This is a genomic window from Herbaspirillum sp. UBA812 (genome assembly GCF_002296545.1).
GTDB lineage: Bacteria > Pseudomonadota > Gammaproteobacteria > Burkholderiales > Burkholderiaceae_D > Herbaspirillum > Herbaspirillum huttiense.
Genome location: NZ_DBIC01000105.1, coordinates 1 through 22,684 on the forward strand (window position 1 = coordinate 1; position 22,684 = coordinate 22,684).

18 protein-coding genes and 1 pseudogene are annotated in these 22,684 nt (G+C 61.1%); all 19 read left to right on the forward strand.

Going from position 1 to position 22,684, the window contains the following annotated elements; translation table 11 throughout:
- Positions 1–123: 123 nt before the first annotated feature.
- The 19 genes and pseudogenes from B3873_RS06635 (at position 124) to B3873_RS06725 (ending at position 22,680) form a co-directional block, all read left to right on the forward strand.
- Entirely contained in the window at positions 124–3,312 is a 3,189-nt protein-coding gene (locus B3873_RS06635) for a glycosyltransferase (protein WP_286864781.1), read from the forward strand.
- A gap of 23 nt (positions 3,313–3,335) precedes the next feature.
- Positions 3,336–4,319, forward strand: coding sequence for an acyltransferase family protein (locus B3873_RS06640; protein ID WP_039789341.1), 984 nt, complete (start codon positions 3,336–3,338; stop codon positions 4,317–4,319).
- Entirely contained in the window at positions 4,316–5,386 is a 1,071-nt protein-coding gene (locus tag B3873_RS06645) for a glycosyltransferase family 2 protein (RefSeq protein WP_286864784.1), read from the forward strand. The genes B3873_RS06640 and B3873_RS06645 overlap by 4 nt, the downstream gene beginning before the upstream one ends.
- A 397-nt stretch (positions 5,387–5,783) precedes the next feature.
- A pseudogene (locus B3873_RS26675) lies at positions 5,784–5,942 on the forward strand (DapH/DapD/GlmU-related protein); the annotation flags it as partial.
- Between the two features lie 8 nt (positions 5,943–5,950).
- Positions 5,951–6,376: a GtrA family protein gene (locus B3873_RS06655; RefSeq protein WP_034337947.1), complete on the forward strand. Its 426-nt coding sequence runs from the start codon at positions 5,951–5,953 to the stop codon at positions 6,374–6,376.
- A gap of 12 nt (positions 6,377–6,388) precedes the next feature.
- Positions 6,389–7,249 (forward strand): GNAT family N-acetyltransferase, encoded by an 861-nt coding sequence (locus B3873_RS06660; protein WP_286864786.1) that lies wholly within the window; start codon positions 6,389–6,391, stop codon positions 7,247–7,249.
- The gene (locus B3873_RS06665; RefSeq protein WP_051156640.1) at positions 7,239–8,030 is read left to right on the forward strand and encodes a PIG-L deacetylase family protein; all 792 of its coding nucleotides are present in this window, start codon (positions 7,239–7,241) and stop codon (positions 8,028–8,030) included. Before B3873_RS06660 ends, B3873_RS06665 begins: the two co-directional genes overlap by 11 nt.
- Positions 8,027–9,301, forward strand: a complete 1,275-nt coding sequence (locus B3873_RS06670; protein ID WP_051156641.1) for an NAD-dependent epimerase/dehydratase family protein — start codon at positions 8,027–8,029, stop codon at positions 9,299–9,301. Before B3873_RS06665 ends, B3873_RS06670 begins: the two co-directional genes overlap by 4 nt.
- On the forward strand, positions 9,298–10,887 hold the full coding sequence (locus B3873_RS06675) for an FAD-dependent oxidoreductase (protein ID WP_039789346.1): 1,590 nt from the start codon (positions 9,298–9,300) through the stop codon (positions 10,885–10,887). Before B3873_RS06670 ends, B3873_RS06675 begins: the two co-directional genes overlap by 4 nt.
- 5 nt (positions 10,888–10,892) lie before the next feature.
- Positions 10,893–13,379 carry a hypothetical protein gene (locus tag B3873_RS06680; RefSeq protein WP_286864788.1) on the forward strand — a complete coding sequence of 829 codons (2,487 nt, stop codon included), beginning with the start codon at positions 10,893–10,895 and terminating at the stop codon, positions 13,377–13,379.
- A gap of 37 nt (positions 13,380–13,416) precedes the next feature.
- On the forward strand, positions 13,417–14,451 hold the full coding sequence (gene gmd / locus B3873_RS06685) for a GDP-mannose 4,6-dehydratase (protein ID WP_039789353.1): 1,035 nt from the start codon (positions 13,417–13,419) through the stop codon (positions 14,449–14,451).
- Positions 14,394–15,308, forward strand: a complete 915-nt coding sequence (locus tag B3873_RS06690; RefSeq protein ID WP_371925497.1) for an NAD-dependent epimerase/dehydratase family protein — start codon at positions 14,394–14,396, stop codon at positions 15,306–15,308. The genes gmd and B3873_RS06690 overlap by 58 nt, the downstream gene beginning before the upstream one ends.
- Complete coding sequence (locus B3873_RS06695) at positions 15,308–16,315, forward strand: glycosyltransferase family 2 protein (protein ID WP_286864790.1); 1,008 nt, start codon at positions 15,308–15,310, stop codon at positions 16,313–16,315. The genes B3873_RS06690 and B3873_RS06695 overlap by 1 nt, the downstream gene beginning before the upstream one ends.
- Positions 16,316–16,361: 46 nt before the next feature.
- Positions 16,362–17,135 (forward strand): glycosyltransferase, encoded by a 774-nt coding sequence (locus B3873_RS06700; protein WP_286864792.1) that lies wholly within the window; start codon positions 16,362–16,364, stop codon positions 17,133–17,135.
- A 217-nt stretch (positions 17,136–17,352) separates the two neighbouring features.
- Complete coding sequence (locus B3873_RS06705) at positions 17,353–18,342, forward strand: glycosyltransferase family 2 protein (RefSeq protein WP_286864794.1); 990 nt, start codon at positions 17,353–17,355, stop codon at positions 18,340–18,342.
- Between the two features lie 16 nt (positions 18,343–18,358).
- Positions 18,359–19,354, forward strand: a complete 996-nt coding sequence (locus B3873_RS06710; protein ID WP_034337895.1) for a lysylphosphatidylglycerol synthase transmembrane domain-containing protein — start codon at positions 18,359–18,361, stop codon at positions 19,352–19,354.
- Positions 19,347–20,675 (forward strand): NAD(P)/FAD-dependent oxidoreductase, encoded by a 1,329-nt coding sequence (locus B3873_RS06715; RefSeq protein ID WP_286864797.1) that lies wholly within the window; start codon positions 19,347–19,349, stop codon positions 20,673–20,675. Before B3873_RS06710 ends, B3873_RS06715 begins: the two co-directional genes overlap by 8 nt.
- The gene (locus B3873_RS06720; protein WP_286864799.1) at positions 20,672–22,216 is read left to right on the forward strand and encodes a hypothetical protein; all 1,545 of its coding nucleotides are present in this window, start codon (positions 20,672–20,674) and stop codon (positions 22,214–22,216) included. Before B3873_RS06715 ends, B3873_RS06720 begins: the two co-directional genes overlap by 4 nt.
- A gap of 41 nt (positions 22,217–22,257) precedes the next feature.
- A complete protein-coding gene (locus B3873_RS06725) occupies positions 22,258–22,680 on the forward strand; it encodes a GtrA family protein (RefSeq protein ID WP_286864801.1) in 423 nt (140 codons plus the stop codon).
- The last annotated feature ends 4 nt before the right edge of the window (positions 22,681–22,684 follow it).

Genomic DNA, 22,684 nt, shown 5'->3' on the forward strand with positions numbered 1-22,684 from the left:
TGCAGGCCATCGTGCTGGAGCCGGCCTGACCATGCGCGCCTCAGCCCTCCTGCGCAATGCCGCATCCCTTTCTTCAAACCATGGCCATCCCGTTGCAATTGGCCGTAGCCGAAATGATCAATAATGAACGTGCAATCCAGAAATGACAGCCAGTCCGGCACGCCGCAGCAATCGGGCCTGGAATTCACGGGCGAACGCTTTGTCCCGGAAGAGCATGGCAACATCGAGCTCGAACATTGGCACCGCTATCTGCAGGCGCGCGAACTGGCCGTCGGCAAGGATGTGCTGGATATCGCCAGCGGCGAAGGCTATGGTTCCGCCCTGATCTCGGAAGTGGCGCGCCAGGTGACGGGCGTCGATATCGCCCCCGAAGCCGTGGCCCATGCCAGCGCGCGTTACCAGCGTCCCAACCTGCGCTATCTGGAGGGCAATTGTGCGGCCATTCCGCTGCCCGATCACAGCGTCGACCTGATCGTCAGCTTCGAGACCATCGAACATCACGAGCAGCACGAAGAAATGATGCGCGAGTTCAAGCGCGTGCTGCGTCCCGATGGCCTGTTGCTGATTTCCAATCCCGACAAGCATTTCTATTCGGAAGTGCCGAACTACAGCAACCCGTACCACGTCAAGGAGCTCTACGAGCAGGAGTTCAAGCAGCTGCTCTCGGGCTGGTACAAGAACACCCGCTACTTTGGACAACGGCTGGTGTACGGTTCAGCGATCTTCCCGGAGGCCGGGGCGTCGGAGTCGATCCACTACGAAATGCAGGATCGCGAGATCCGTCCCAGCACTGGACTGCCGCGTCCGCTCTACTGGGTTGCGCTGGCTTCGGATGTGGAACTGCCGGCGCTGTCGACCGGCTTGTTCGAGCAGGATATCCTCAAGTCCGAACTGCTGAGTCAATGGAAGGGTGCAGTCAAGGACCAGGCTCGCGTAATCAGTGAGCGAGACCGCCAGCTTGAGCAACGCGCCATTGAACTCAAGGAGCGGGCTGACCACATCAAACGCCTGGATGCAGAGTTGGAAGCCGCGCAAGAAGCCTTTAGAACTGTAACCACCAGCATTTCATGGAAGGCCTCGTTGCCTCTGCGCGAAGCCCGTCGATGGGCAATGACTCCCGGTGCGCAGATTCGCCGCTATGGCAACTATGCTTTTGGCGCGACGCGGTGGATCTATCGCAGCATTCCGTTTTCGGCAGAGGCGCGTGTGGGACATCGCCGCTTCGTGCAAAAGTACCTGCCGGCGGTCTGGCGTCTGCTGACCCGTGTTGATCGCGGCCATGTCGGCAGCCAGGCTCGGGCCATCAAGGGAACGCCCTATACCGAGTTCCCGTGGCAGACCACCACCATCGAATTGCCGCAGCACGCACAGCCGGTGGTATCGGTCATCGTGCCCATCTACGGCAAGCACAACTACACCCTGCGCTGCCTGGCGTCGATCCAGCGCCATCTGCCGGCCCTGCCGTTCGAGGTGATCGTGGTGGACGACTGCTCGCCTGACGAATCGCGTGACATTCTGGCGAAGGTCAAGGGCATTCGCCTGGTCCTCAACGAGACCAACCAGGGATTCCTGCGCTCCTGCAACCTCGGTGCCAAGCAGGCCCGCGGGCAGTACCTGTATTTCCTCAACAACGATACCGAAGTCACGCCAGGCTGGCTCGATACCCTGATCGCCACCTTCGACCAGTTCCCGGGGACCGGCCTGGTCGGTTCCAAGCTGGTCTATCCCGACGGCGTGCTGCAGGAGGCCGGAGGCATCATCTGGAAGGATGGCAGCGCCTGGAATTTCGGCCGTTACAAGGACCAGCTCGATCCCGTCTATTGCTACGCTCGCGAAACCGACTACTGCTCGGGCGCTTCCATCGTGGTGCCCGCGGCGCTGTATGCCGAGCTGGGCGGCTTTGACGAGTTGTACTTGCCGGCCTACTGCGAGGATTCCGATCTGGCATTGCGCATCCGCAGCCGCGGCTATCGGGTGATCTACCAGCCGCAGTCGGTGATTGTCCACTATGAAGGCGTGAGCAACGGTACCGACCTCAATTCTGGCGTCAAGGCCTATCAAGTCGAGAACATGCGCAAGCAATACGAGCGCTGGAAGGACTTGCTGGCGACCTATCAGGACAACGGCGTGGACGTCGACCGTGCCAAGGACCGCACGGCCACGCGCCGCGTACTGGTGGTGGATCATTGCACGCCGACGCCGGACCGCGATGCGGGATCGGTGATCATCTTCAATCTCATGCTGCTGATGCGTGAGATGGGCTTCCAGGTCACCTTCGTGGCCGAGGATAATCATCTGTATCTGCCCGGATACACCGATGAGCTGCAGGCCTACGGGGTCGAAGTGCTTTATGAACCTTACTGCCCGTCGGTGGAGTCACACGTCAAGCAGTGCGGTTATCGCTATGACCTGGCGCTGCTGGTTCGCCCGGGCGTCATCGAGAAGCATCTGGAAACCGTGCGCCGCCATTGCCCGCACGCCAAGCTGATTTATCACACCGTGGACCTGCATTACCTGCGCATGCAGCGCGAGGCCGCCGTTGCCGGCATTGACAACAAGCGCGACGTCGAGCAGATGAAGCTCATCGAGCATGATGCCATTCGCCGCGCCGATGCCAGCATCGTCGTGAGTACGGCGGAGCAGGCTCTGCTCAAGCAGGAGTTGCCGCAAGCACCGGTGCACGTGCTGCCGCTGATCATGGATGTGCCGGGTACCCGCGTCGGCTTTGCCGAGCGCCAGGACATCATCTTCGTGGGCGGCTACCAGCACACGCCCAACGTGGACGCCGTCGAGTACTTCGTGGCTGAGGTGCTGCCGCTGATTCACCAGAAGTTGCCCGACGTGCGCCTGCATGTGGTCGGCAGCAACGTGCCTGCCAGCATCGAGGCACTGGCCAGCGAGCGCGTGATCATCACCGGATTCGTCGACGATCTGCAGCCGCTGCAGGACCGCATGCGTGTCAACGTTGCGCCCTTGCGCTACGGTGCCGGCATCAAGGGCAAGATCGGCAGTGCCATGGCCGTCGGCCTGCCCAGCGTGGCCACCACCATCGCCACCGAAGGCATGGGCCTGGTGGCCGGCCGCGACGTCCTGGTCGGTGATGATGCGCAGGCGCTGGCGGATCAGGTCTGCCAGCTTTACACCGATGAGGCCCTGTGGACCGCCATGAGCGCAGCCGGTATCAGTTTCGCTGATCAGGCATGGGGAGCGCGCGCGGCGTGGAAGGCCTTCGAGAAGATCCTCGACAGCGTCGATCTGCCGGTCCGCCAGAGCAAGCGGCCGCTGTCGCTGTGGCGTCCGACATCAAACTGATAAAAAGCGGATAGGGGGAATACGTGAAAGTCGGACTGGGTACCTGGAGGTTTTTGCTGGCCGTGCTGGTGGCCATCTCCCACTTGTGGGAAGGGATGATTCACGGTCCTGCCGCCTATGCGGTATGGGGTTTCTTCATCCTGAGCGGCTATCTGATGACGCATGTGCTGTGCTTCAAATACGGCCATGAAGAAGGCGGCCTGCGCGACTATGCGTTCAACCGCTTCCTGCGCATCTATCCGGCCTATGCGGTTGCGGTGGTGGCCGGTGCGGCCACGCTCTACATTCTGCCGCGCATCGGCGTGCTGCCCTCGGCGCTGAACCCGCAGTTCGTGCGCCCGCATGGCGCGCTGGAGTGGCTGTCCAACGCCTTCCTGCTGCCCATTCCGACGCCGGGCCTGTTCGTGCCGGTGGCTGGCGCGCTGGCGGTGGAGATCGGGGCCTATGTCTTGATGCCCCTGATGGCAATGAACCGTTCCGCAGCCTGGCTGGCATTCATTCTGAGTGCTGCGCTGAACGTGAAATACGGATTTGGCCTGGAGACCTTCGGGGATCGCTACTCGGGCTTCCTGACCTGTTTCATGGCCTTTGCCGCAGGCACCTTGTTGTCGCAGTATCGTGAACCCTTGTCGCGCCTGCGCGCGCCCTGGCTGAGCCTGCTGGCCTGGGGGCTGCATTGCCTGGTCTGGCTGCGTTTCCCTTATTGGCCGTGGACTTATGGCCTGTATGTATCCCTGCTGCTGTCGGCGTGGGTGGTCCTGTCGCTGGCACCCAGCAAGCCGGGATGGCTGGATCAGTTCCTCGGTGACCTCTCCTATCCGGTCTACCTGTTTCATACCACCGCCGCCATCTGGCTGGTGGCCGCAGGCATGCAGATGCGTTCGTTCCCCTTCTTCTGCGTAGCCTTCGTGATCACCCTGCTGGTGTCTTGGTTGGTGATTCGTCTGGTCGATCGTCCCCTGGCGGGCTTGAAGAAGAAACGTATTGAAAGGATGAAACAAGCATGACCGAAGTTCAAGCCACCGTGCGCGATGTGACACCCGTGACCGAAGCCGGTGACGGTGCCCGCTTCGATGCCGTCGTTGCCGTCGTCATTCCCAGTTACCGTGTCACGCGCCACATCCTGGGCGTGATCGAGGCGATGGGTCCGGATGTCGCCCAGATCTACGTGGTGGACGACAAGTGCCCCGACGGCTCAGGTGACTTCGTCGCCCAGCACTGCACTGACCCGCGCGTGCGGATCCTGCGGCATGAAGTGAACCAGGGCGTGGGCGGTGCGGTGATGACCGGCTACCAGGCTGCGGTCGAGGGCGGGGCCGATGTCATCGTCAAGGTTGATGGTGATGGCCAGATGGATCCGGAGCTGATTCCCTACTTCGTCCAGCCCATCGTCGATGGCATTGCCGACTACACCAAGGGCAATCGCTTCTACGATCTCGAAGAGATCGGCGCGATGCCGCCGATGCGTCTGTTTGGCAATACGGTGCTGTCGCTCATGGCCAAATTCTCCACCGGCTACTGGGACTTGTTCGATCCCACCAACGGATTCACTGCCATCCATGCGGATGTGGCGCGCCATCTGCCTTATGACAAGATCAGCCGGCGCTACTTCTTTGAGACCGATATTCTGTTCCGCCTCAATACGCTGCGCGCGGCCGTCATCGATATTCCCATGGCGGCCAAGTATGGCGATGAGGTCAGTGGCCTCAAGATTTCAAAGATCGTCGGCGAATTCCTCGTCAAGCATGCCCGCAACTTCGGCAAGCGCATCTTCTACAACTATTACCTGCGCGACCTGACGCTGGCCTCGCTGGAATTGCCCATCGGCCTGCTGCTGCTCGGCTTCGGCGTGATCTATGGCGGTTATCACTGGCTGGTCGCGGCCGGTTCCGGATCCGCCACGCCGGCCGGCGTGGTGATGATGGCCGCGCTGCCTATCCTGACCGGCTTGCAGTTGCTGCTGGCCTTTCTTGGTCACGACATCTCGACGGTGCCCAAGCGTGCGCGCCACCTTGGGCGTCTGAAACGACTGCGCAAGCCGGCCAAGGACAAGCTCCCGGCGACGGAGCAGTGATCTCATGAAATACCTGCGATTCCTGAAAGAAAAAGCCAAGGGATATTCACTCGGCACCATGCTCAGGCTGGAGTTCGAGTCGCTTTTCTTCGGCATCTTTTCGCTGGTGCCCACCACCGGTGGCGTGATCCTGCGCGCCCTGGTGAGCAAGGTCTTCTTCAAGCGCTGCGCGGGCTTTGCCTGGATTCAGCCGCGCGTGACCATCGTGCATGCCGACCGCATTACCATGGGCAGCAACTTCGGCGTCAATTCGGGCAGTTACATCAACGGGGTGGGTGGTATCGAATTCGGTTCCTATGTACTGATCGGCAGCAACGTGACCATCTCCTCGGGACAGCATCCGATTGAGGGTGAGCTGCCGCCGGTGTTTGCCCGCCAGAGCATTCCGAAGAAGATCGTCATCGGTGACGATGTCTGGATCGGTGCCGGTGCCGTCATCATGCCCGGAGTCACCATTGCCAGGGGCACCGTGATCGGTGCCAATGCCGTGGTGACCAGGGATACGGAAGAATATGCAGTCATGGTCGGCGCACCCGCACGCATGCTGCGCAAGAGGGGGGCAGCATGAGCAGCACCCTGGTGCGATACCTGATCGTGGCAGTGCTGGCCTATGTGATCGACATGGGCGGCTACTATGTGCTGCTGAAGATGGGCGTCGATCCGATCTGGGCCAACGTGGCAGTCAAGATCCTGGCCGCCATCTGCGGTTTCTTCATGCATCGCCGCTTTACCTACCAGATCAAGGAAGCCGACGGACAGATGGCCCATGCGACCAAGTATTTCGGGCTGGCGCTGCTCTATACCCCGATCTCGTCGGTGGTGTTGTACCTTCTGATGCTGGTCATTCCGCATCCGGTCTATGCCAAAGCAATTGCTGACGTGCTGCTGTTCATCGTGACCTTCTGGGTGACGTCAAGTTTTACCTTTACCCGCAAGAAATCCGGCGCTGCGGCCGCCGTTGGCGGTGTCGATGCCAACGAGAAGAACTGAACCCGAGACACCATGGAAATTGAACTGATCGAATCCGATACCGCGCGCATGGATGATTACATCGCGCTGTACCAGGCCTGTTTTCCGCAAGCAGACAAGCTGCGCCGCCAGTATCTGAACTGGCTCTACATCGATAACCCGGAAGGCCGGGCACTGGGTGCCGATGCCGTCTGCGATGGCAAGGTGATCGGACAGGTGATTGCGCTGCCGGGCCGCTATCGTCTACGTGGCAGGCAAGTGCGCGGGCTGGTGGCGGTCAACGTTGCGGTTCATCCGGATTTCCAGGGCAAGCACCTGTTCAAGCGATTGGGACTGAAGATGTGCGAATTCGGCGCCTTGCGCGGATTCGAGTTTGTCATCGGTGTGGCCAATGCGGCGGCGACGCCAGGCTGGGTGAGGCAGATGGGCTTCCAGTTGGTGGGTCCGCTGCAGGCCCGGGTGGGACTGGGTGCGCTCAACGCGCGAGCCTGCGAAGAAGGGCTGGCCCAGGCGGACCTGTTTCAGGAGTGGGGCGATGCCGCCCTGCAATGGCGCAGCAAGAGCCCGGTCAATCCGGTCGCGCTCAAGCGCGGTGCCGATGGCCAGCTGCGCGTGTTTGCCTCGGCAGGAAAGCCAGGCATGACGGCACTGGCGGTGCTGCCGCCGGCGGCCCACGAGAAGGTCCAGCCCAATGAACTGGGTGCCGGGCTGCTCTCGGCCAAGGTGTTCGTGGGCAACATTCCGGGGTACCGCTTCGGTGTCAATTTCCAGCCTATCCCCGAGCGTCTCAAGCCGTCACCGCTGAATCTGATCTACAAGAATCTGGTGGACAATACCGACAAGCTGTCCCTGGACAAGTGTTACATCACGTTCCTGGACTTCGATGCCTTCTAAGCACGCCCTTTTCCTGTTCGCGCATCAGGACGACGAGTTCGGTGTCTTCGCCGAAATCGCGAGACTGCTGGAGGCCGGCGATCGCGTCTCGGTCGTCTATCTGACCTCAGGTGCGCTCGACGGTGGGCCGCGTCCCGATCGCAATGCCGAAAGCCTCGATGTGCTCGGACGCTTGGGCGTAGCGGCCAGCAGCGTGCATTTCATCGGAGAGAAGCTGGGCGTGCCGGATAGCAAACTGGTCGAGCACATGCCGGCCGTACTGGCCGAGCTGGCTGCGCTGTGCCATCGCATTGGCCAGCCGGAGCTGCTTTACCTGCTGGCCTGGGAAGGCGGTCATCAGGATCATGACGCCGCCCATCTGATTGGCCTGGCGCTGGCAAAGTCCTCGCATTGCCTGCCGCAGACCCGCCAGTTCACGCTCTACACCGGGGCCGGGCTGAGCGGACCCTGGTTCAAGCTGTTTGCGCCCTTGGCCGCCAACGGCGAGGTCATGGCGCGGCGCATGTCGTGGACCGAGCGCCTGCGCTTCATGCGCTACTGTTTCCTGTATCCCTCGCAGGCGAAGACCTGGGTGGGACTTTTTCCATTTTTGTTCCTTCATTATGTGGTCCGTGGTACGCAGCTGCTGCAACCCTGTTCGCTCGCGCGCATCCACGAGGCAGCACATGACGGGCCCCCCCTGTATGAGCGTCGCGGATTCTGCAGTCAGGAAGACTTTTTCCGTGCGGCCCGCCCTTTCATCGCGTCCAGCATTGGCCATGTGAAGGAGCTGCGGCCATGAAGATCGCCATCACCGGAGCCACTGGTTACATCGGTCGGCAGCTGGCGGCTCTGGCCTTGCATCAAGGGCATCATCCGCTGCTGCTGACACGGACCGCACCGGCAGCCGATGCCGGCGCATGGCTTCGTTACGATCTTTTTGATACGGACGCCCTGACCCTGCCGGGCGATGTGCAGGCCGTGGTGCATCTGGCCTTCAATCCGCGCGTGGCGACCGAAGCCGATGGCGACGCCGAGATGGTGGCCGCCCTGCGCCTGCTCGACGCCGCTGCCGCCGTGGGTGCGCGCTTCGTGTTCGTTTCCAGCCAGACGGCGCGCGAGGATGCGCCCACCGCCTATGGACGCACCAAGTGGCGTATCGAGCAGCTCGTGCTGCAGCGTGGCGGCAGCGTGGTGCGTCCCGGCCAGGTGTACGGCGGTGCCGCGATGGGGCTGTTCGGGTTGCTGGTCAATCTGGTGGACCGGCTCCCGATGTTGCCCGCATTTCTGCCTGCGCCATTGATACAACCGGTCCATGTCGATGATCTCGCGTTGGCCCTGTTGCGCATCGCGCAGCTGCCGGATGCGACACCCGAAGTGCATCTGATCGCGCAGTCGCAAGCGCTGAGTTTCACGACTTTCCTGCGCGCGATTGCCGCCAGCCATGTGCGCAAGACACGATTTTTCGTGCCAGTGCCGACCGCACTGGTCCGATTGGCCGTGCGACTGCTGGGCGCTGAGCGCAGCAATCGGCTCGGTCTGTCCCGTCTGGATTCCCTGTTTGCCCTACCGGTCATGGATACCCGTGGCAGCCTGGCGCTGCTCGGCTTGCAACTGCGTTCGCTGGAGAGCGGCATGCAGCCCGCTGCGCCCGGCGACCAGCTCGCCGCCGAAGCCGCGGCAATGCTGTGCTACGTACTCAATCGCCGTCCCGACAGCGATCTCGTCGAACGCTACATCGCTGCCATCGGGCGCTTCCGGGAAGGACGCGCTCTGGGTTTGCCCGGCTTTGCGCTGCGTCATCCCGCGCTGCTGGCCTTGCTCGATGATCGCGCCTTCCTGGCCAGCGAACGCGGGCAGGAACTGGCATGGCGACTGGACGCGGCCACCTTGCTGGCAGAGGCAACACAGGCGGGTGCAGAGCGTTTCATCGGCATCCGGCAACCGGCGGGAATGCTGCGCTATGGTCTTGGCCTGGCGTGTGCCGTCGCATCGGAAGTGTTCTGGCGGATTGCCCGCCCGGTGAGCATGCCGCTGTTCTTGCGTGACGCCATCAACAGGAGTTTCCCGTGAGCCCGGAGTTTGACGTCATCATCGTGGGAAGTGGCCCGGCCGGCGTATCGGCGGCGTTTCCGCTGGTCGAGGCAGGCGTGAAAGTGCTGATGGTCGATGGCGGACGCCAGGAAGACGTGCGGCGTCCGACACGCAGCTTTCTGGAAGAACGTGCGACCGATCCGCGTCAGTGGGAGTGGATGGTCGGCGAGCGCTTCCATGCCCTCGGCATGCGCGAGGCCATCTCTCCCAAGTTGCGCGTACCGACCCATGCGCATGTCTTTGCAGACTTTGCGCAGGTCAATCGAGTGGATTCACAGGGATTCATTGCATTGGGGTCGCTGGCTCCCGGCGGCTTGTCCAATGCCTGGGGCTGCGGTGTTGCGCAACTGTCTCCACAGGAGCTGGCGGCGTTTCCCTGCCCGAGCGATGCCATGCACGATTCCTATCGCACCGTGGTGGAACGCATTGGCGTGAGCCGTTCGCAACAGGATGAACTCACTGACTATTTCGGCATGCAGGGCGAAGCGCAGCCCGAGATCGCGCTCGACAAGCTGCATACGGCACTGGACCAGAAGTATCGCCGACATGGGGCTGATCTGCTGCAGCAGGGATTCAGGCTCGGGCGTTTCCCCGTCGCCGTGCTGAGCCAGGACCGTGGTGCGCGCAAGGGATGCAATCGCAGCGGGAACTGCCTGTTTGGTTGTGAGCGTCGCTCGCTGTATTCCGCCAGTGAAGATCTGGAGACGTTGCGTCAATTCCCCAACTTCCGCCATGCACGCTTGCAGGTGGAGTCGCTCCGGCAGGATGCCGGGCAGGGCTGGCAGGTGTACGGGGAGGATCCGCAGGACCGTCAGCGCAAGACTTTCAGCGCGCGTCAGGTGCACCTGGCTGCGGGCACTGTCGCCACCACCCGGCTGGCATTGTCTGCCCTGAAGCACGAGGCACCGGTGCGGCTGCTGTCCTGCCCCACGGCCGCCTTCATTCTCTGGATGCCGTCTTTCCTGGGCAAGCCACGCGCCGACGCCTTCGGCTACGGGCAGCTGGCATTTGTCCAGACCCTGCGGGAGGATGTGACCGCACTCGGTTCGACCTTCTCGACCGTCGGCCTGCCCATGACCGAGTTCGCGCGCCATCTGCCGCTGCGTCGCAGGCTGGCGGTGGACGTCTTGCGTTCGCTGATGAGTTCCTGCGTCGTGGGCAACATGTTCCTTCCCGGGCATCTCTCCGCGAACCAGGCACATCTCACGCCAGACGGACGCCTGCACATCCGGGGCGCTTACCATGAAGACGTTCCTGCTCTGCTGAAGCAGGCTGCGACAAGTCTCCGCCGCGCCTACGCGCGCCTGGGGGCCTACATGTTGCCGATGAGTTTCACGGCCGGGCAACCCGGCGGCGACATTCATTACGCTGGTACCTTGCCGATGCGCGAGCGGCCGCAAGCTGGCGAGACCTCGGCCATCGGGGAACTCGCCGGGCTCGACGGACTGTTCGTGGTCGACGGCGCAAGCCTGCCCAACCTGACAGAAAAATCCCATACGCTGACCATCATGGCCAACGCCGATCGTATCGCCCGGGCCGCATTGCAGCGTCTTCACTCCGCATGAACGTCATGAACCCCTCTCTTCCTGATCGCAAACCGGGATTCCCGGGCGTCGCACAACCCGTGCTGCTGACCATCGTCGCATTCATTCTGGCGGCAGTGGCACTCTGGGGAACGCTCTCCCAAGGCTGGTGGCAGCAGAAGATCTGGGTCTCCCCCGCCGTTGGTGTTTCTTTCTACAACACCGTCGGCACGCTGCTGGTGCTGTGCTTTGCGGGCCTGGCCGCAGGCTTGCCATTCCTGCTTCTGCTGGGCGCATGTGCGTCGCTGTTCGTGGCACTGGCGGGACTCGGACCCTTCGTCGCCGTGATCTGGTATTGGACTTGCGCCACACTGATCGGTGCCTGGACCTTGTCGTGGTGGAAGGATGATTCGGCCACCGTCTGGAGCGTTCGCAACAGCGGCTTCGGATTCGTGATCACCGGCAGTCTCATCGGTCTCATGGCGCATTTTCCGATCAATACACCGACGCTCTATCTATTGCTCTTCAGCGGCTGGGCCCTGCTGGCCAGTTGGCGTCTCGGCGTGTGGCGCACCGCCGGCCGGCCCTCGCCCCTGCGCGACCTGCTGGTCCGCCGGCGGCGTAGTCTCCAGGAATCCCTGCTGCTGTCCCTGGTGCTGGCCGGCATTTCGCTGGTGCTGTTCGTGACCATGCTGCCCGAGCTGGGACACGATGCGCTGGCCATGCACCTGAACTTGCCGGTACGTATTTTGGCGGCCAAACGCTGGGACTTTGATGTGACCCAGTACATCTGGTCGGTGATGCCGTTCGGTGCCAATTGGTTGACGTTGCCGCCCTTCTTCCTGGATGGCCAACAGGCGGCGAAGTTGATGGATACCTCCTTCGTGCTGGCGACGGCGTGGCTGTCATTCCGCATCCTGGCCCCTCGCATTGGCGCGGTCGCCGCGCTGGCTGCACCGGCCCTGATGCTGACCTTGCCGCTGAGCATGCTGGTGTCCGGCTCGATGTTCGTGGAGCCCGTCATCGGTTTCCTGTTCCTGCTGTGTCTGGCCGAGCTGACCGGCACCAGCGAGAAGCCGCATGGTGCCTGGCTGTATCTGGGGGCCATTGCCGGTTACCTGTGTGCTTCCAAGCTGCTGGGCGCGCCGCTGCTGCCGATCCTGCTGCTGGCAGTGTGCCTGCTGGCACGCCAGGGCAAGTTCCAGCGGCCGACCTTCCTGGTGGTGGCGGCGGCGGTCGCCGTGTTCCTGCTTGTCAGCTGCCAGCCCTACGTCGTGGCCTATCTGAAGACGGGCAATCCGCTCTTCCCCTTCTACAACAACATTTTCAAATCGCCGTTCTTCACCATCGGCAGCGTCTTCAAGAACGAGCAGGCGTTTGCCAATCCGCTCTATTTGCACCCGCTTGGACTGGGCATGTTCTGGGATGCGAGCATCAAGTCCATGGGGTACGGCGAGTTTGGTGCGGATGGTGCCATCGGCATCGTCTTCCTGGTGCTCATCCCGCTGGCCTTGCTCACCGCCATCCTGACGCGTCACTGGTGGGTCCTGGGCGGCTTGCTGGCCACCACCTTTTATTGCGCGCTGGTGTTCCAGACGCAGGCCTATTTGCGCTATGTGTACCAGATGCTTCCGTGGTTCATCGTGTTCGGTGCCTGGGCTCTGGCACGCCTGTCCAAGGCAGCGCTGACGGCATCCGCGCTGGTGCTGCTGCTGTGCCTGGTCAGCTTGGCGCGCTATCCGGTGGTCTACTGGCCGCTGATGCAGTTCTCTCCGCGTTTGCTGGTGGATCGTGATGCCCATCGTGCAATGCTCGAGCGCAGCAAGCCCGCGGTGATCATCGGCGACATCCTGCAACAGATGGACAGTGTCCGCAGCAAGCAGATTCTCATCGTTGGCACCGATCCGGTCTACAGTCATTACCCGGCAGGCACCATCGCGTTTTCTTGGCATTCATGGCCGTTCTTCTCCTCGCCCGAGCGCGACACCAATTTCAAGAAATTGCTGCGCGATTTTGACATCGAGGTCATCGTGCACCCGGTGGGGCAGAACGAATCGCATGAGGCCGATATCATGTCGGTCACTACCGAGCTGTTCCGTCTCAATGGCATGCGCGTCGGTCTGGTCAAGACCGATGGCCTGTTCCGAGTCGAGCGCGTCGCAGGACCGGTGCTGGATCAACCTGGCCCCAAGTGGGATCTCAACGGCAATGCCGTGGTCAAAGGCGGCGTGACCGCTACCGTCACGCATCCGATCTATCAGACCATCGACGTCAAAGGACAGCGCCGTGGCCTGTTGCACGTGAAGGTGTCTTGCCCTGAGGGAACACATTTCCGATCCCAGGTTAATTGGATCAATTCCCGCGGTGAAATGAGCAGCACCGACATCGAAGTGCATTCTTGTCACGGTGAAAACACTATAATTGACCGCGCTGTGGCGATTCCTGCCGGGACGGTTCAGGGCATCGTGTTCGGCAGTTCGCACGATGAGCGTCCCGTGACCGTAGGCGAGATCTCCTTCAAGACCCCCTCATAAATCCTTTATCAATCCAGACTCAGCTATTCCTCAGACTATGAAAACCGCAATCATTACCGGCATCTCAGGACAAGACGGCGCTTACCTGGCGCAACTTCTGCTTGAAAAGAACTACGTAGTCTATGGCACCTATCGACGCACCAGTTCGGTCAACTTCTGGCGCATCAACGAGCTGGGCATTCAGGATCATCCGAACCTGCATCTGGTGGAATTCGACCTGACCGACCTGGGCACCACGCTGTCCCTGGTGCAAAAGGTGCAGCCTGACGAAATCTACAACCTGGCCGCCCAGAGTTTCGTCGGCGTCAGCTTCGAACAGCCGACCACCACCGCCCACATCACCGGTCTGGGTGCGCTCAACATTCTGGAAGCGATTCGTCTGGTCAACCCGCGCATCCGCTTCTACCAGGCATCGACGTCGGAAATGTTCGGCAAGGTCCAGGAGATTCCCCAGCGCGAAAGCACGCCTTTCTATCCGCGTAGCCCGTATGGCGTGGCCAAGCTGTACGCGCACTGGATGACGATCAACTATCGTGAGAGCTACAACATCTTCGGTACCAGCGGCATTTTGTTCAACCATGAAAGCCCGCTGCGCGGCCGCGAATTCGTCACCCGCAAGATCACTGACTCGGTGGCCAAGATCAAGCTGGGCCAGCTGGACTGCCTGGAACTGGGCAACCTGGACGCCAAGCGCGACTGGGGCTTTGCCAAGGAATACGTGGAAGGCATGTGGCGCATGCTGCAGGTGGACGAGCCCGATACCTTCGTGCTGGCCACCAACCGTACCGAGACCGTACGCGACTTCGTGCAGATGGCCTTCAAGGGTGTGGGCATCAACCTTGAGTTCCGTGGTGCCGCCGAACAGGAGACCGCAGTGGACGTGGCCACCGGCAAGACCGTCATGCGCATCAATCCGAAGTTCTACCGTCCGGCCGAAGTCGAGCTGCTGATCGGTGACCCCACCCGCGCCCGCGAGATCCTGGGCTGGCAACCGCAGACCACGCTGGAGCAGTTGTGCGCGCTGATGGTGGAAGCCGATGTGCGTCGCAATCAGGCGGGGACTTCGTTTTGAAGATATTCCTTACCGGGAGTGATGGATTCACTGGCAGGCATTTCACTGCCAGTGCCATTGCGCGCGGACATGAGGTAATCGCCTTGACCGGGCAACTCGATGACAAGGCAGGACTGGAGCATCAGCTTGCGCAAGCGCAGGCGGATGCGGTGGTCCACCTGGCGGCCATTGCATTCGTTGGCCACGCGGATGCCGGTGCGTTTTACGATGTCAACGTGCTGGGCACGATGAATCTGCTGGATGCCCTGGCGCGCGTGCCGAAGCGTCCGGCGGCAGTGCTGCTGGCCAGCAGCGCCAACATTTATGGCAATTGCGACGTGTCGCCGATTGGAGAGAGCCAGCCGCCGGCTCCGGCGAATCATTACGCGATGAGCAAGCTGGCCATGGAATACATGGCGCGCAACTACCTCGACCGCTTGCCGATCGTGTTCGCGCGTCCCTTCAATTACACCGGGGCAGGGCAGCACGCGTCCTTCGTCATTCCCAAGCTGGTCGACCACTTTGCCCGCCGAGCCAGCGTGGTGGAATTGGGCAACCTCGATGTCGAGCGCGAATTCAATGATGTGCGTACGGTATGCGACGCCTATCTGGCCCTGCTCGACAAGGGCGCGCCAGGGCAGTGCTACAACGTCTGCTCGGGCCAGCCCGTGACGTTGCGCGCCGTCATCGCCTTGCTGCAAGAGATCACGGGACATAGTCTGGAAGTGCGCGTCAATCCGGCCTTCGTCCGTGCCTCCGAGGTGCGCACGCTGTGCGGCAGCCCGGCTTTGCTGGAACAGGCCATAGGCCCCCTGCATCATCCTGGCCTGCGCGCGACGCTGCAATGGATGCTGGATACCAGCCCGGTGGCGCATTGATGGTGGCGAAGTCCTTGGCAGGTCCGGCAAGGCTGACGTGCGGAATTGCCATGTGCACCTGCAACGGCATGCCTTACCTGCCGCAGCAGCTCGACAGCCTGCTTCAGCAGGACCGCTTGCCCGATCAGATTGCCATTCATGACGATGCCTCTGATGACGGCAGCTGGGAATACCTGCAGCAATGGGCCGCGCGCCAGAGCATTGACGTAAAGCTGGTCAGGAACGAGCCCCGCCTTGGGGTGGTCAGGAATTTTGAGGCAGCAGTGCAGTCGCTGCAGACGGACCTGATCTTCCTGTGCGATCAGGATGACGTATGGCTGCCGTTCAAGATCAGTCTGCTCAGCCAGCAATTCGAGCAGGATCCGGCGCTGACCCTTCTGCACAGCGACGCCCGGCTGGTCGATGCGCAAGGCGTCGACATGCAGGCTTCGCTGTTCCAGTCGCTCGGTCTGAGTGAGGAAGAGCGCGGCTGGGTGGCGCAAGGCCGCGCACTGGACGTGCTGTGCCGGCGCAATATCGTCACCGGAGCCGCGGCAGTCTTCCGCCGCGATCTGCTGTCCCTGGCCCTGCCGTTTTCGCCGGATTGGGTGCACGATGAATGGCTGGCCATTCTCGCAGCTGCCAAAGGCAAGATGCGCTCCGAACCAAGCAGCACGGTCCAGTATCGTCAGCATGGACGCAATGCCATCGGCATGGAAGCGCCAGGCCTGGCCAGATTGGTCAAGCGCTTCAGGTTCGTGATGGCGCTCCCCGAAAGCAAGTTCCAGTTGCTGCGGCTGACCCGTGTTGAACAGCTCAAGGCACGCCTCGAACGCGAGGGCAGCCTGAACCCGGACCTGGCCGCCATGCTTTCTGACTGGCTGCGCTTTGCCCGTTTTCGTGCCGGCCTGTCGCGGTATTTGCCGTTGCGCATTCTGGCTGTCCTCAGGCATGCCGTGATTACCAGTGACTACCGTCGTTTCGGCCGCGGTCCGCTCAGTGCGCTGCGCGACGTGCTGATGCGCTGAGCGTCTGCGCCTTCACTCCTTGCCCGTCCGTACGCGAGACCGCTCCATGTCCCCAGCTCTCATTTCCCTGTCAGTCGTCAGTCACGGTCACCGCGCGCACATTGCCTTGCTGCTGGCCGATCTGGCGCGATTGGGGCGTACGGATATCGAAGTGATCCTGACGGTCAATTTGCCGGAATCCTTCGACGACTTGCTGGCGGACCTCCCGTTCCCGGTGGTCGTGGTCAACAATCCTGAACCCAAGGGTTTTGCCGCCAACCAGAATGCGGCCGTGGCGCATGCACGTGGGCAATGGTTCGTCGTCCTCAATCCGGACATCCGTTTCCATGGCGATCCGTTTGACGCCCTGCTGGAGGTCTCGCGCATGGCGCCGCCTGCCATCGTCGCGCCGCAGATCGTCAATGCACAAGGCCAGGAAGAAGACAGCGCGCGTCACTTTCCCTCTCCCTTGCAACCGTTCAAACGCTATCTCGCGCGGCTATTTGGCGTCCATCTTGCCAATGACAGCATTCCCACGCGTGGGCAGGTGGCCTATCCGGACTGGGTGGCAGGCATGTTCATGATGCTGCCCAAAACCATGATGGAGCAGTTGGGCGGGCTCGACGAGCGTTATCGCATGTACTACGAGGATGTGGATCTGTGCGCACGCGCCAGGCTGGCCGGGCATGAAGTGCGCGTGGCGCGCGCCATACCGGTCGAGCATAACGCCCAGCGCGACAGTCACCGCAAGCTGCGCTACCTGCGCTGGCATGTCAGCAGCGTCATCCGCTTTTTCACTTCCCCGGCATATCGTTCCTTGCGGCAACAACGTGGTCGTTGAAACGCTCTGCCGATGCGGTTCTTGCGGGTCTTCATTGCACGCAGTTGCAAAGAGTGGTGCGGCAGGACATTTTTGCCGTGAATTTTTCGGAATTCTCATCCGGCGTGGTTAAAATACTGGGTTTTGCAGGAAAACTCTGCAAAAAGATAGGCATCTGCGCATCGATAGCGAGCGGGATGCATGGCTGTAGAGGGCGGGAGCCCACAAGGGGGGGTAAATGTTGTTGTCAATTGTTGTGCCATGCTACAACGAAGAAGAGGTGATCGACTTCACCAAGCTGGAGTTGTTCAAGCTCATGGATGAGCTGGACGGTCTCGATGCCGAACTCATCTTCGTCAACGATGGCAGCCGTGATCGTACGCTGGAAAAACTCAAGGCCATCGCCCGTGAAGACGCCCGGGTGCGCGTAGTCTGCCTGTCGCGCAACTTCGGTCACCAGATCGCCGTGACGGCGGGCGTCGACGCTGCGCGCGGGGACGCCGTGGTGCTCATGGATGCGGACCTGCAAGACCCGCCGGCCGTGGTACATCAGATGGTGGCCCATTGGCGCGAAGGCTATGACGTCGTCTACGCCGTGCGGAGCGAACGCGAAGGCGAGTCAGCGTTCAAGATCGCCACTGCCCGTGCTTTTTATCGCTTGCTCAACAAGATGTCGGAAGTCGACATTCCCCTGGATACCCGCGATTTCCGTCTGATGAGCCGCCGTGTGGTCGACACCTTGTGCGCCATGCCGGAGCGCGACCGCTTCGTGCGCGGCATGGTGAGCTGGGTCGGCTTCAAGCAGATGGCCCTGCCGTACGCGCGCGCGCGCCGGGTAGCCGGCGTGACCAAGTATCCCCTCAAGAAGATGCTCAAGTTCGCCACCGACGGCATCCTGTCCTTCTCCAGCAAGCCGCTGCAGATGTCCATCGGACTGGGCATGAGCGCAGCGGGCCTGGCATTTCTCGGCATCCTCTATGCCCTGTTCCTGCGCATCTTCACCCAAGTCTGGGTCGAGGGCTGGACCGCGCTCATGATTGCGGTCCTGTTCATCGGCGGCGTGCAACTGGTGTCGATCGGCATCCTGGGCGAATACATCGGTCGTATCTACAGCGAGATCAAGCGTCGGCCCCTGTACGTGGTGTCGGAATACATCGGATATGCACCCGAGGCCCGCATCGAGGGCTCGCGCAGCCCGGTGGTGGCGGTCGTCGATGCATCGGCTTGAGCGGGATGCACCCTTGATGAATCGATTTTCCGCCAAACAGCTGATCCGCCTTGCCGTCGGCGTAGGCGTTGCGCTGGTCTTCGGCTGGCTGGCCTTGCGCCACACCGACTGGAATCAGCTCAGCACGACGCTGCTGGCCGCCAACAAGAGCCTGATCCTGCTTGGCTTGCTGATCTTCGCGGTCGGCTACGCCTGCCGCATCGCGCGCTGGACATCCATGCTGCGCGTGTCGCGACCGGCCTTGCGCTGGTCCGATTGTGCAGGCCCCTTCCTCGCCAGTTTTGCCGCCAACAACGTCCTGCCTTTCCGGGCCGGCGATCTGATGCGCATGGTCGCCTTCAATCAGCAGCTGGGTACCTCGGCGGCGACGGTGGTGGCCACCTTGTTCGTGGAGCGATTGCTGGACCTGCTGATGGTCATCGTCATGCTGGGTGCAGCGGTCCTGCTGGTGGGCGCGCGCCTGCACAGCTATGTCGATCTGGGTGCCGGTGCCTTGCTGCTGATGGCGCTGGCGATCATGGCGGTGCTGCTGTTTCCGCACGCCATGCGTCCGCTGGCGCGCTTCTTCCTGGCCTTGCTGGCCAAGGTGTTGCCGGGGCTGGCCAAGCGCCTTGGCGATGAAATCGGCAAGGCATTCGACACGCTGGAGTCGATGTCGCGTGGCCCGACCATGCTGGTGCTGGTGGGATGGTCGCTGCTGGCCTGGCTATGCGAAGGCATGCTGTTCTGGCTGGCGGCGCTTTCACTGCCCGCCGTCAGCGAGCCTGCCAGTGCCTGGCTGGCGCTGCCGGTCGGCACCCTGGCCACGCTGATCCCCAGCACGCCCGGCTACGTCGGCACCTTTGATTTCTTTACCGCGAAGACCCTTGCCATTGGCGGCAACGATATGGCTGCCTCGACGGCCTATGCGTTGCTGGTCCATCTTCTTTTGTGGCTGCCGCCGACCCTGAGCGGCGGGCTTTACCTGCTGGTGCGCTCGCTGCGCCCCAAGAAAGTGCTGGAACATGAGTGAACAGATCCGCGTCAGCGTTGCCGTCATCGGTGGCGGTTTTACCGGGCTCAGCGCAGCCTACGAATTGTCCAAGGCCGGCGCCTCCGTGGCCGTGCTGGAAGCTGAAGAAGAGCTGGGCGGCCTGGCCGCTGCCTTCGATGTGGAAGGCGAAAAGCTGGATCGCTTCTACCATCACTGGTTTACCAATGACCTCGAAGTGATGCACCTGATCGACGAGATCGGCCTGTCCGACAAGGTCACCATCAACCCGACCAATACCGGCATGTACTATGCCAACCAGTTCTTCAAGCTCTCCACGCCGATGGATCTGCTGCGCTTCACGCCGCTGGGTTTCTTTGACCGCATTCGCCTGGGCCTGCTGGCCTTGCGCGCGCGCCGCGTCAAGAACTGGATGGAGCTGGAAGACAAGACCGCGGAGCAATGGCTCAAGGAACTGGGCGGCGAGTCGGTCTTCCGCGTGGTGTGGGAGCCGCTGCTCAAGGGCAAGTTCGGTGAAGCAGCCGCCCGCAAGGTCTCGGCCGTGTGGTTCTGGAACAAGCTGAAGCTGCGCGGCGGCAGCCGCGGCAAGGGTGGGGAAGAGCGGCTGGCCTATCTGAAGGGCGGCTTTGTCTCGATTGCGACCCGCCTGGCAGAGCGCATCACGCAGGCCGGCGGCCACGTGATTACGCGGGCACCGGTGCAGAGCTTCCGCCGCGACGATGGACTGTGGCAAGTGCAGACGCCCAAGGGCGTCATCGTCGCCGATCATGTGATTGCTACGCCGGCGCTGCCGCTGATCGCCGATATGGTGAAGGACTGGGCCAGCCCCGACTACCTGCAACAACTGCGTCGCATTGAATACCTGGGTAATGTCTGCCTGGTGCTGGAACTGAACAACAGTCTCTCCAGTACCTACTGGCTCAACGTCAACGATCCGACCTTCCCGTTCGTGGGGGTGATCGAGCACACCAACTTCGAGTCCACCGACACGTATGGCGGACGTCACATCGTCTATCTGTCGAAGTATCTGCCGGTCGACGAGGCGCTGTATTCCATGAGTGCCGATGAAGTCCTGGTTTATGCGATGCCGCACCTCAAGCGCATGTTCCCGCGCTTCGACGAGAGCTGGATCCTCGACCACAAGGTATGGAAGTCGCGCTGGTCGCAGCCCGTGGTGGAGAAGCACTACAGCCGCCTGATTCCGTCGGCCGAAGGACCTCTGCCGGGATTGCACATTGCTTCCATGGCGCAGATTTATCCGGAAGACCGCGGTACCAATTATGCGGTGCGTGAAGGGCGCAAGATTGGACGGCATGTCGTTCGCTTGCTTGGGAAGGCATGATGAATTCGTTCCGACGTGGCTACGCGATCTTGCTGACGCTGGCGCTGATTGCGTTCGCCGTCTTCTACTGTGTCGCAAAGGATTCGGTGCAGCTGAACCGGCAGGGCGATGCGGCCCTGTTCGAACAGCTCGCAGAGAACGTCCATGCCGGACGCGGCGTCGTGTCGCAAGTGTTTTCTCAAACGCAGAATTTCATCGATCGCTCCTACGCTGGAACGCCGCCCGATGTCTTGTTTGAGCGTGCGGTGTCGGGGCAACTCATCGAGCCCGCCACTGAAGAGCGCAGCATGCTCGGGTTTCATGCCTACTTCGTTCTTTATCCGATTTCTCTGCTGCTCTACCTGATGTCATCTTCGATGGCACTGGTCGTCTGGCAGACTGCGGCTTACTGCGGGTTGCTGTGGGTTGCCTGCTCCTTCGTGGCCAGGCGGAGCGGAAGTCTTGCACTTGCTCTGATGTTCGGGATGATCGTCGTGGTCAATCCGAACTGGTTCCTGGGAATTCAGGGGCAGTTCTATCCGGACCGCCTGTTCGTCTGCGCGGGATTCGTGCTGATGTGGGCACTTCATATTCGTGCCCGCCTTTGGTCTCTTCTGCTGATATCGCTGTTTCTGGTCGTGCTCAACGAGCGTGCCGCGCTGATCGGTGGATTGTTGATCGGGATGCACGCAGTATTGTTTGGAATAGGGCAGGGAGCGCCGGCGCGCAGTCGGGTGGTCACATTGATTGGGATCGCGGGGCTGTTGTTGGTATATGCATTCCTGGCGAAGAAATACATTCTCACCAATGCGTATTACTCCAGCTATATGCCCGCCAGTCTCTCGCACCTGATGGACCGCTTGGCAGATGGAGCATTTTCCCGGGGTATCGCACGCAATTTGCTGAATAATGCGTTCCTGTTGATCCCGGCTCTTTTTGCCCCACGATATTTTCTGATGGCGTTGGTCGTGTTGGCACCGAATATCGTAGGATCCATCGGCGGGGCGGAGAAGGTGGGTTGGTCGACGCACTATCACTCCTACTATTTTCCGGTACTGGTATTTGCAGCTGCGGCAGGTTTCCTGAATCTCTACGGGTATTTGCGGTCGCGCATCAAGTGGGTGATGCCGGCATTTGCCTTGCTGTCAGTGGTCAGCGTAGTGGCCCAGGAGGCTGGTGCATGGAGCGAGATGGGCAAGCCCTCTCAATGGCTCTCTTCAAGCCTCGCGCAATATCTGGCCTATCAGAAAGGTCAGCCCACGGGTTACGAATTACGTAAACGGGTCTCGGAAAGCTTTACGCCCGGAACGCTCATTTCTACCAATGAGATGGGCATGGGGTTGTTGCATCAGCAGAATTCGGTTGCGCCGTTTCCTTTAGGGCTGTCGAAGGCACAGGGCATATTGATCAATTGTGATGAATTGCTTCTTCCCGTGCATTTGGACGGACATGCGGAGAGTCTGACTGTTGGACAAGTCCTTCAGACCAGACTGGGCTTCGATGTGAAAGCAATGAAACAGCCATTTCCTGGCTTGTGTGCCATCCGTGCCGGCCATCAGTAGATTGCCGCATCAGTTCGCTTGCTCTGAATCGAGAACGCAACTTGTCCAAATTCAATGTCAACTCAATCGCTACGGCATGCCGTAGCGAAAACTTCCGGCAGATGATCCGCTACGGGCTCGTCGGTTTGATGAATGTATCGATTGAATATCTTGTTTTCAATCTGGTTTACTATTTTTTCAAACAGTCGACCCTCGTGGCGAATACCTGGTCCATCGGTATCACCATGTCTTTCGGGTTTCTTTTTCACCATGCTTTTACCTTCAAAAACCGCTTCTACAGTTGGGGGCAGGCGCTGCGCTACGTTCTTGTAGTAACGCTTGGTGCCGCACTTAATTACGGACTGCTGTTTTTGTTGCTGAAGGTTATAGATCAGGCCTACCTAGCAAAGCTCCTTCAGATCATTTTGCTTTCCCTGTACAACTTCAACATGTACAAGCACTTCGTCTACGTGAACAAGGACTGAACTC

Bases quoted from the DNA above. Each gene is read 5' to 3' on its own strand.
- B3873_RS06635 (WP_286864781.1), top strand. From the start codon at position 124: ATGAACGTGCAATCCAGAAATGACAGCCAGTCCGGCACGCCGCAGCAA.
- B3873_RS06645 (WP_286864784.1), top strand. From the start codon at position 4,316: ATGACCGAAGTTCAAGCCACCGTGCGCGATGTGACACCCGTGACCGAA.
- B3873_RS06655 (WP_034337947.1), top strand. From the start codon at position 5,951: ATGAGCAGCACCCTGGTGCGATACCTGATCGTGGCAGTGCTGGCCTAT.
- B3873_RS06660 (WP_286864786.1), top strand. From the start codon at position 6,389: ATGGAAATTGAACTGATCGAATCCGATACCGCGCGCATGGATGATTAC.
- B3873_RS06665 (WP_051156640.1), top strand. From the start codon at position 7,239: ATGCCTTCTAAGCACGCCCTTTTCCTGTTCGCGCATCAGGACGACGAG.
- B3873_RS06670 (WP_051156641.1), top strand. From the start codon at position 8,027: ATGAAGATCGCCATCACCGGAGCCACTGGTTACATCGGTCGGCAGCTG.
- B3873_RS06680 (WP_286864788.1), top strand. From the start codon at position 10,893: ATGAACCCCTCTCTTCCTGATCGCAAACCGGGATTCCCGGGCGTCGCA.
- gmd (WP_039789353.1), top strand. From the start codon at position 13,417: ATGAAAACCGCAATCATTACCGGCATCTCAGGACAAGACGGCGCTTAC.
- B3873_RS06695 (WP_286864790.1), top strand. From the start codon at position 15,308: ATGGTGGCGAAGTCCTTGGCAGGTCCGGCAAGGCTGACGTGCGGAATT.
- B3873_RS06700 (WP_286864792.1), top strand. From the start codon at position 16,362: ATGTCCCCAGCTCTCATTTCCCTGTCAGTCGTCAGTCACGGTCACCGC.
- B3873_RS06705 (WP_286864794.1), top strand. From the start codon at position 17,353: ATGTTGTTGTCAATTGTTGTGCCATGCTACAACGAAGAAGAGGTGATC.
- B3873_RS06710 (WP_034337895.1), top strand. From the start codon at position 18,359: ATGAATCGATTTTCCGCCAAACAGCTGATCCGCCTTGCCGTCGGCGTA.
- B3873_RS06715 (WP_286864797.1), top strand. From the start codon at position 19,347: ATGAGTGAACAGATCCGCGTCAGCGTTGCCGTCATCGGTGGCGGTTTT.
- B3873_RS06720 (WP_286864799.1), top strand. From the start codon at position 20,672: ATGATGAATTCGTTCCGACGTGGCTACGCGATCTTGCTGACGCTGGCG.